Origin of the sequence: Bacillus sp. ABP14 (assembly GCF_001831375.1) — a bacterium.
Taxonomy (GTDB): Bacteria; Bacillota; Bacilli; order Bacillales; family Bacillaceae_G; genus Bacillus_A; species Bacillus_A paranthracis.
Genome location: NZ_CP017016.1, coordinates 510,000 through 520,000, shown reverse-complemented (window position 1 = coordinate 520,000; position 10,001 = coordinate 510,000). Strand labels below are relative to the sequence as shown.

The window sequence follows — 10,001 nt, the reverse complement described above, 5'->3', positions numbered from 1 at the left end:
ATAAGTATGTGGTTTATTTTTGTATATAGCCTTATTCTTATGTATCTTTCCCTATTTTTTATGCATTTACAATAGAAAAAAAGTGCGACATAATCGCACTTGGAATACTATCATCTGAGGAGGTATGCCCTACACTTCACTTTATGTAAGACAATAAAATATGTATAGACACTCGCCTTACTTCTATATATTTTATCTCCACAATGGATTTACTTTATATAAGAAAGAACATCTTCAATATGTCCCTTCACTTTCACTTTACGCCACTCTTTTACAAGCTCACCGTCTTTATTAATAAGGAATGTAGAGCGCTCAATTCCCATGTACTCTTTCCCAAAGTTCTTTTTCAACTTCCAAACATCGTACAATTCCGCCACCTTATGATCTTCATCTACTAAAAGTACAAATGGAAGTTCATGCTTCTCAATGAACTTCAGATGTCTGTTCGCTGAATCAGGGCTTACACCAAGAATAACTGTGTCCTTCTCTTGAAATAATCCATATGCATCTCGAAAATCACATGCTTCAGTTGTACACCCTGGAGTCATATCTTTCGGATAAAAATATAGAACTACATTTTTACCACGAAAATCAGCTAAGCGAACTTGTTCCCCGTTACTTCCCTCTAATGTAAATTCTGGAGCCATTTCTCCTACTGTGATCATTGTTATCACTCCTACTCTTTTCTTTTACTATAACAAATGCTTCCTTATTTTTCATTGTCTATTACAGACCTCATTACAAAAGCAAACGGTAATGTATATCCAATTAGCGCTTCTCCAATCGCAATCCATCGCCCAATTCCAATCGGAGATATGTCACCATATCCAACAGACAATAAAGTAACTGCGCTAAAATATAAACAAATTTCAACCAGTTGAAAAGAGTGAGCGTTTAAGCTTTCTCCATCCTCTTTCAAAACTGCAAAACCCATTTCCTCTAATACAACGTAACTTAATCCAAATGCAATCAATACTGTTGTATAAATCAAAAATAATGTAGCTAAATTATACAGCGAAAAAAAACGCGTTGAATCCGAATAGGAACTCCATAACAATTGGACACTCCTCAAAATAGCAATTGCTGCAATTAATAGAATAAATCCCCATAACATGTCCTCCACCTCATTTTATATGTATGAGACAGCCATTAGATTTATCCCTTAGAAACAAACAAGCTTTTATAATTAATTCCCTGCACCACGGTACCTTTTTACCCCTTGATTCCAAAGAGTAATTGCAATCGTAAAACAGATAACACCAACAAATGGTGTTGCAAATGCATAGCTATTCCACTCTGTCTTTCTTAAGAAGTATGCTGCTGGATACACTCCAACAAACGCAAATGGTAGGACAAACGTTAAAATGAAGCGAATCACACGGTTATAAATATTAACAGGATAGCGGCCATAATTCCCTATGTTATACATTAGCGGCATAATCGAACTTTTCGCGTCCGACCAAAAACCAAGACTTGCAAGCGTAACAAATATCCCTCCGTATACAAGTGCGCCCCCTCCTACCATCAATAAGAATAAGAAGATATCGTACCAGTAAAAAGATAATTGCAACTCCACTGCTGCGTAGCCCATTACAATCATTCCCGTAATCGCTCCAATTAAAGATTCAAGCTCCATTCTTTCTAAAATAATTTGAAATAAACTATGAATCGGTCTCGTTAATATGCGATCCATTTCTCCTTTAATAATGTAACGATCATTAAAGTCCCATATGTTAAAGAAAGCTGAGAAAATGGCAAACGGCACTAAAAAGAAACCATAAATAAAGATGACTTCTTCTCTACTCCAACCTTTTAATGCTTGCGTATGTCCAAACACAACAAGAATAAAGATTAAATTAACAGCCTGTAGTGATAAATCAGAAAGTAACCCAACGATAAAATCGCCCCGATACTCCAATTTTGTTTTTATATATTGACTTGCATATTGCAAAAATAGTTTTATATATATCATCTCATCATCCCCCTTGTACAATTAGACGTTTTCTCGCCGTTCTCCACATAAGTACAATCGGAATAATAAGTACAATGGCCCAAATTACTTGGAATAATAATGCCTCATACAATTTACTTCCTTGTATACCTTCTGAGAAAATCATACTCGGAATATAACTAATAGCCTGAAACGGTAAAAACATCATTGTCTTTTGGGCCCATAACGGATAAAAACTAATTGGTAATAATAGACCTGAAAACAAATCAATAACAACACGTTTTGCATACATAATTCCGCTATTATTAAATAAGAAGAATGTGAGCATTCCCGTCATTAAATTAATTTGTGTATTAATAATAAAACTAAATATTAAAGATAAGAAGAAATATAACCACGTTTGAAAGTTCGTTGTAATTTGCAATGAAAATAATAAGGTAACGATGACCATACCCGGAATTGAAAAGAAGGCAAAGCGAAATATTCCTTCACCAAGACCTTGCATCACTTTCATCCCTAAATAGTTATATGGACGTATCAGTTCTACCGCTACACGTCCCTCTTGAATCTCCATCGCAATTTCCCTGTCTATATTATTAAAATAAAAAGCACGTGCCATCCACGCAATTGCGATATACGTAGTCATTTGCGAAATAGATAAACTTTCAATATTCTCTTTTCCGCTATAAATTGCTTGCCACAAAAAATAATATGCGCCGATATTAATTGTATAAATTAAAATCCCGCTATAGTAGTTTGTACGATACGCAAGCATCATTAAAAAGCGAATTCGAATCATTTCAATGTACTTACCCATGTTTAATACCTTCCTCATAAATGTTACGAATAATTTCCTCTGTAGACACTTCGTTAATTTTTAAATCTTTAATTTGAAAGGCTTGTACCACTTTAGAAATAAGCATTGAAATAATAACTTCTTCATTCGGTATTTTGGCAATCCACGCGTTTTCCTCTTTCGCTTTCGACCAAACGACATGACTATCTGGCATAACCATTGATAAATCCTGATAAGAAACTGGTGCGACAAACTGAAAATGTATTTCTTTCTCTGCTCCCCACTGCGTACGAAGATTATGTAAAGAACCGTCATACATAATATTGCCTTCATCCAGCATGATAACGCGCTCACATAAAGCTTCAATATCAGTAATATCATGAGTTGTTAATAAAATCGTTGTTTTATAACGTTCATTCATTTCTTTTAAAAATTCACGTATTTTCAATTTCACAAGTACATCTAACCCAATTGTTGGTTCATCTAAAAATAATAACGGCGGATTATGAATTAATGCTGCCGCTAATTCACAACGCATTCTTTGACCTAAAGATAGCTTTCGAACTGGCTTATCTAATAAAGGACCAATATCTAACGTTTCGATCACGTGCTCCATATGTTCTTTATACTGAGCGTCTGATACACCGTACACTTTTTTTAATAAACGAAACGATTCTTGTACCGCAATATCCCACCAAAGCTGTGAGCGTTGTCCGAAAACAACACCAATCGTTCTTACAAATTCTTCCCTCTGCTTATGCGGGTTCATCCCGTTTACTAAAATGTCTCCTGATGTCGGAGTCAAAATCCCCGTAAGCATTTTAATTGTCGTTGATTTACCAGCACCATTCTCACCGATATATCCAACCATTTCACCTTGTTTCACAGTAAAAGATACATCATTTACTGCTGGTACTATTTTATAATTACGATTTAATAAATCGCGAAATGCACCCTTTAAACCTGGACGACTTGAATAGGCTGTAAATTCTTTACGTAACCCTTGTACCTCAATTACCGATTTCATAACCGGACCCCCTTCCTAAATGTCACAACGAATAGTTTACCCAACTGCCTTCTCTATCACAAACAATACGTCTTTTCGAAAAACATGTTAGAATAATACATAGATTTTTGTAAGGAGATGAATGGTAGTGAAATTCACAAAATCAGAAGCATTACATAAAGAAGCTTTAGAACATATCGTTGGCGGTGTTAATAGTCCTTCTCGTTCTTTTAAAGCAGTTGGTGGCGGCGCTCCTGTTGCTATGGAACGTGGAAAAGGTGCTTATTTCTGGGATGTAGACGGAAATAAATATATCGATTATTTAGCAGCATACGGTCCTATTATTACTGGACATGCTCACCCGCACATTACAAAAGCAATTACAACAGCTGCTGAAAATGGTGTACTTTACGGAACTCCAACAGCGCTAGAAGTAAAATTTGCAAAAATGTTAAAAGAAGCAATGCCTGCATTAGATAAAGTCCGCTTCGTAAACTCTGGTACTGAAGCTGTAATGACAACAATTCGTGTCGCTCGCGCTTACACAGGCCGCACAAAAATTATGAAATTCGCTGGTTGTTACCACGGTCATTCTGATTTAGTACTTGTAGCAGCTGGATCTGGCCCTTCTACACTAGGAACTCCTGACTCAGCGGGTGTACCACAAAGTATCGCTCAAGAAGTTATTACCGTTCCATTTAATAATGTAGAAACTTTAAAAGAAGCATTAGATAAATGGGGACATGAAGTAGCAGCTATTCTTGTAGAACCAATCGTTGGAAACTTCGGTATTGTAGAGCCAAAACCTGGCTTCCTTGAGAAAGTGAATGAACTTGTTCACGAAGCTGGTGCACTAGTAATTTACGATGAAGTTATTACTGCTTTCCGCTTCATGTACGGTGGTGCTCAAGACTTACTTGGCGTAACACCAGACTTAACAGCGCTTGGTAAAGTTATTGGCGGCGGACTTCCAATCGGTGCTTACGGTGGTAAGAAAGAAATTATGGAACAAGTTGCCCCTCTTGGACCTGCATATCAAGCTGGTACAATGGCAGGAAATCCTGCTTCTATGGCATCTGGTATTGCTTGTCTAGAAGTTCTTCAACAAGAAGGGCTTTATGAAAAATTAGATGAACTTGGTGCAATGCTTGAAAAAGGAATTTTAGAGCAGGCTGAAAAACATAATATCGATATTACATTAAACCGCCTAAAAGGTGCTTTAACTGTATACTTCACAACAAATACAATTGAAGATTACGATGCAGCACAAGATACAGATGGGGAAATGTTCGGCAAATTCTTCAAGCTAATGCTTCAAGAAGGCGTTAACTTAGCACCTTCTAAATACGAAGCATGGTTCTTAACAACAGAACATACAAAAGAAGATATTGAATATACAATCGAAGCTGTAGGCAGAGCATTTGCTGCTTTAGCAGACAATAAATAATCGCATCATGAAAAGGAAAAAAGAAAGCACACCTTTCTTTTTTCCTTTTTTCTATTTCATAAATTCCTCATTAATAGTATAATTATTCATAATTATCTGTTTAATTTTCTTTTATATCCTTACTATCTTTGTATGCAAGGCTGCTCACACCTTAAATAGTAAGATTATTCAAACTTCAATAAGAGGGGGGATTGACGGATGCTCAATAAAACAAATACATGGACACCGTCTTTATTTCGAGGTTATAAAAATGCAGAACATGATGCGTGTGGAATCGTTTCCGTTATGGAGAAACGAAAAATTCCTACAAAAGAAAACATTGATCTTTGCATACAATCTCTCGTTAAAATGAATCATAGAGCTGGTTTCATTAATGGTGAAGGCGATGGAATCGGTATTCACATTGATGTACCAAAAGCACTTTGGAGTGAAAAACTAAAAAGTAGCGGATATAATCCAACGATCGTGGATCATCCCCACTTTATCGTTGGACATTTTTTTCTAAACAAAAACGCAAATGTAGTTAATTTAAAAAATCATATTCGTACCCAACTAAGCAACGAAAACTTTGCAATTCTTTTTGAAAGTGACGATGCAATAAACTCCGATGCACTCGGTCCACTTGGTAAACAAGAAGAACCTTTATTTTGGCAAGTTGCCCTTATCGCTGAAAATGAAGTTAAAAATATTGAGCAAACATTATTTTCAGTAACGATAAAAATAGAGGAAAACGAAGCGATTCATGTTGCTTCCTTAAGTCGTGATCATGTTGTATATAAAGTTCTCGGTGCTGGTGATACGCTTGTGGCCTATTACAATGATTTACAACACCCGCTGATCGCTTCAACTATGACACTTGGACATAATCGCTATTCTACAAATACATTATCTAATTTTTTTCGTGTACAACCATTTAGCATTCTCGGACATAATGGTGAAATTAACACAATTGCCAAGTTACGCGATCAAGCTGACATGATTCATGTTCCACTTACTGCTGGGGGTAGCGACTCCCAAGATTTAAACCGCACCTTAGAAACTCTACTTGTTCAATACGACTACAGTTTATTTGAAGCAATGGATATACTATTCCCACCAATCATTAATGAAATTAAACTTTATGAACCACATTTACAAGATTTATATACGTATATACGTGAAGCATGGGGCCATTTTGCACAAGGTCCAGCTGGCATTATTTCACGCTATAAAGATGAAGCTGTTTTCAGCGTCGATTCCCTCGGACTACGACCAGTTTGGAAAGTAGAGACAGAGAGTTCTTATATTTTCTCTTCTGAACCTGGAGTTGTATCTCCAACTGAATATGTAGCAGAACCGAAACCACTCGCTCCTGGAGAAAAAGTCGGACTAAAGTGGAATGAACAAGATGAGCTTGTTCTTTATGAATATGACAAATACCAAGCTCAAGTATATGACCGTTTTAAAAAACGAGTGGATACTAAAGATTATCATTTAAACTTATCTACCCCTGAAACGAAAGAAATCCAAGGATTATGTGATTCTATGCAAGTTGAAACGAAGCAATACGTTGCTTTCGGATGGGATCGTGAACATATTCAACTTCTTGAACAGATGGCAACAAAAGGCGTTGAGCCAATTCGCTCACTTGGGCATGACTCACCACTCGCTGCACTCGATACTGATAGACGAAATATCGCTGACTTCATTAAGGAGAGTGTAGCTGTTGTTACAAATCCAGCAATCGATCGTGACCGAGAAGTTGAACACTTCTCCACACGAACGATACTTGGCGAACGTCCAAGTTTATTGGCTGGTGCTAAACAGCCATTTGTAGTTGAGATGCTTTCCCCAATCATTTTAGAAGGAAGCGTAGCACAATCTATTGCAGAAGAATTACACACAATTACGTACGAACAACTTATACAGCTATTCAATACTCATAGCTCTATCGCTACAATCTCTGCTACATTCAGTCAGGCAGAAACTTTACAATGCGCCTTAAATCGAATTAGTTCTGAAGCGATAACAGCTGTGAACGATGGAGCTTCCCTATTATTAATAGACGATGCTGATGCTCACCTAAATGGACGATTATGGATTGATCCGCATTTAGTTACCGCTAAAGTACATCAAATATTAAGCGAAAATAAATTACGCCGAAACTGCTCTCTCGTTATACGTTCTGGTGCCCTTCGCTCCTTACACGATATCGTCACACTGTATGGATTAGGAGCAGATAGTATCAATCCATATTTACTATTTGCAACCGTAAATGATGGGACAAAAACACCAATTACGAATTTATATCATGCACTTAATAAAGGACTGGAAAAAGTCATTTCAACAATTGGAATTCATGAATTGCGTGGTTACGGTCGCCTCTATTCTTCTATCGGGTTACATGAAGAAATCGCAAATATATTGCAAATTACAAATTTCTTCGGTTCAAATAATTTAGCTTTCTCGCTTGAGTCACTTGCTGAAGATGCACAAATGCGAGCAGATGATTATAACAATCCTAAAGTTAGAATGCGAAAATCTTTTCATATATTCCCGCGAATTTGGAAAGCAATCGGTGATGTCGCAAAAGGAAACTCTTATGATGATTACCGTGAAAAATTAAGTGAATTAGAAGAAAACAATCCAATCGCGATTAGACATCTTATTCAAACGAAAGAAACAAAACATGTCGTTCCGGCTGAAGAAGTGTCCATCAGTATTCAAAATCATGATTTACCATTTATTATTAGTTCTATGTCATTCGGTTCTCAAAATGAAATTGCCTTTCGTGCATATGCAGAAGCAGCCGATCAGCTAAATATGATTAGTTTGAACGGTGAAGGCGGCGAAATTAAAGATATGATTGGAAAATATCCACATACACGTGGACAACAAATCGCGTCCGGACGATTTGGCGTAAACGCCGAACTACTCAATTCATCAAACTTAATTGAAATAAAAATTGGGCAAGGTGCCAAGCCTGGTGAAGGTGGACATTTGCCAGGTTCAAAAGTAACAGCCAAAATCGCCGAAGCGCGTAATGCTACAATTGGCTCTGATTTAATTTCACCTTCTAACAACCATGATATTTATTCCATTGAAGATTTAGCTCAAATGATTACAGAAATTAAAACGGCTAATCAGCTTGCAAAAGTAGCTGTAAAAGTTCCTGTCGTCCCTAACATTGGAACAATTGCTGTCGGTATCGCAAAAGCTGGTGCTGATTTTATTAACATTAGCGGATTTGATGGTGGTACAGGTGCCGCACGTATTCACGCATTGCAACATGTAGGGCTTCCTGTAGAAATTGGTGTGAAAGCCGCTCACAATGCTTTATTAGAAGCAAATATGAGACATAAAGTAGAAATTTGGGCTGATGGTGGTATTCGAAGTGTGAATGATGCCTTGAAAATTATGCTCCTTGGAGCAAACCGCATTGGATTTGGTACATTATCCATGATTGCAATTGGCTGTACAACTTGCCGCGGATGTCATCTAGATACTTGCCACGTTGGAATCGCAACACAGATTGAATCTGAAGCTCAAGCGAAAGAACACGGATTACGCCGCTTCGTCCCGCGTGAATTAGAAAGCGCCGTGGCTGGATTATTGCATTTATTCACTACTTTTGGCGAAGAACTAAAACGATTAACAGGAAATCTCGGCTATACAAATTTACAAGAAATTGTCGGACGTTCCGATTTATTAGAACAAGTTCGAGGCAAAAATTTATTAAACTTATGTAATTTACTACAAACGATAGAACATCCATCTAGTACAAAAACAGAACACGTACTAGAAAAACAATTTGAAACAATTCATTCTCCTCATTCAAAAGAATTAGTAGGCGTTGGCGTAGAGCAACGCGTTATGGGTGGTCTAGAATCTTGTTATCGCGTTCGTAGTAAATTATATGAAGACACGAAGCTTGAACCACTTACATTAAAGTATACGAATGGCTCGATTCCTGGAAATGGATTAGGTGCTTACAATAGTGAGAACTTATTTATACACGTAAACGGCGGCGCACAAGATGGTATTGGTAAAACTTCCTTTGGTGGTGGTATTTATATAACGAAAGCAAAAGGAAAAGACGGTCTATATTATAACGGTTCTGTCGGAAAAGGTTTTGGATACGGTGCACAAAAAGGGGCGCTATACGTTCAAGGTAACGCTGATGCTCGCGCTGGCATTCGCCTCTCTGGAGCAGACATGATAATTGGCGGACGCATGATAAAGCCACTCCGCGAAAAAGAACAAGGGAATATAGGAGCATACTCTAATATTAAAGGTTTCGCTTTTGAATATATGACAAATGGGCGCGCGCTTGTTTTAGGAGATCCTGGTCCATGGATTTGCGCTGGTATGACTGGCGGTGTTGTTTATTTACGCCATGATTCAAGCTTAGGTTTAACAGAACAGGCCTTAAAAAGAAGAATCGCAAAAGGAGCAAATGTCACATTACAACCACTTAGTAAAAATGGTGTGCAAGATGTGACCGAGTTATTACTAGATTATATCCGTGTATTAAATGAACATGAGCAATACGAGGAAGTTGCTTTATTGACACCGTTATTCGATGATATGCAGCAACAGTTTTTTGAAATCATCCCGAAAAAAGAGCAGGCTGATCCATCTATCTCAACAGAGTGATATGCCTAATTTTCATCTTCAAGAAAAAAATTGACGAAGTACACTTCTCATAGTAATCTATAGTAACAATTTGAAACCTGCTGAAATTCAGCAGGTTTTTTTACTAAAAATTGATGTTTAAAAAGAATTAGGAAAAAGTATAAAATGAATCTTAATTTCTTATTAA

The 10,001-nt window shown here is 37.1% G+C and carries 7 protein-coding genes; 2 read left to right on the top strand and 5 right to left on the bottom strand.

What is annotated here, in order from left to right; translation table 11 throughout:
* Positions 1–209: 209 nt before the first annotated feature.
* The 5 genes from bcp to BGI23_RS02680 all read right to left on the bottom strand — a co-directional run bounded on the left by bcp (position 210) and on the right by BGI23_RS02680 (position 3,774).
* Positions 210–665, bottom strand: coding sequence for a thioredoxin-dependent thiol peroxidase (gene bcp, locus BGI23_RS02700; protein WP_000633720.1), 456 nt, complete (start codon positions 663–665; stop codon positions 210–212).
* 44 nt (positions 666–709) lie between these two features.
* Positions 710–1,114: a potassium channel family protein gene (locus tag BGI23_RS02695; RefSeq protein ID WP_000964350.1), complete on the bottom strand. Its 405-nt coding sequence runs from the start codon at positions 1,112–1,114 to the stop codon at positions 710–712.
* A 72-nt stretch (positions 1,115–1,186) separates the two neighbouring features.
* On the bottom strand, positions 1,187–1,972 hold the full coding sequence (locus tag BGI23_RS02690) for an ABC transporter permease (protein ID WP_000639353.1): 786 nt from the start codon (positions 1,970–1,972) through the stop codon (positions 1,187–1,189).
* 4 nt (positions 1,973–1,976) lie between these two features.
* Positions 1,977–2,768, bottom strand: a complete 792-nt coding sequence (locus BGI23_RS02685; RefSeq protein WP_000521525.1) for an ABC transporter permease — start codon at positions 2,766–2,768, stop codon at positions 1,977–1,979.
* Positions 2,761–3,774, bottom strand: a complete 1,014-nt coding sequence (locus BGI23_RS02680; RefSeq protein ID WP_000843643.1) for an ABC transporter ATP-binding protein — start codon at positions 3,772–3,774, stop codon at positions 2,761–2,763. Before BGI23_RS02680 ends, BGI23_RS02685 begins: the two co-directional genes overlap by 8 nt.
* A 121-nt stretch (positions 3,775–3,895) precedes the next feature.
* Here BGI23_RS02680 and hemL point away from each other — a divergent pair, with 121 nt between their 5' ends.
* The gene (gene hemL, locus BGI23_RS02675) at positions 3,896–5,200 is read left to right on the top strand and encodes a glutamate-1-semialdehyde-2,1-aminomutase (protein WP_000260536.1); all 1,305 of its coding nucleotides are present in this window, start codon (positions 3,896–3,898) and stop codon (positions 5,198–5,200) included.
* A gap of 198 nt (positions 5,201–5,398) precedes the next feature.
* Complete coding sequence (locus tag BGI23_RS02670) at positions 5,399–9,835, top strand: glutamate synthase-related protein (protein WP_070805161.1); 4,437 nt, start codon at positions 5,399–5,401, stop codon at positions 9,833–9,835.
* Positions 9,836–10,001: the final 166 nt, after the last annotated feature.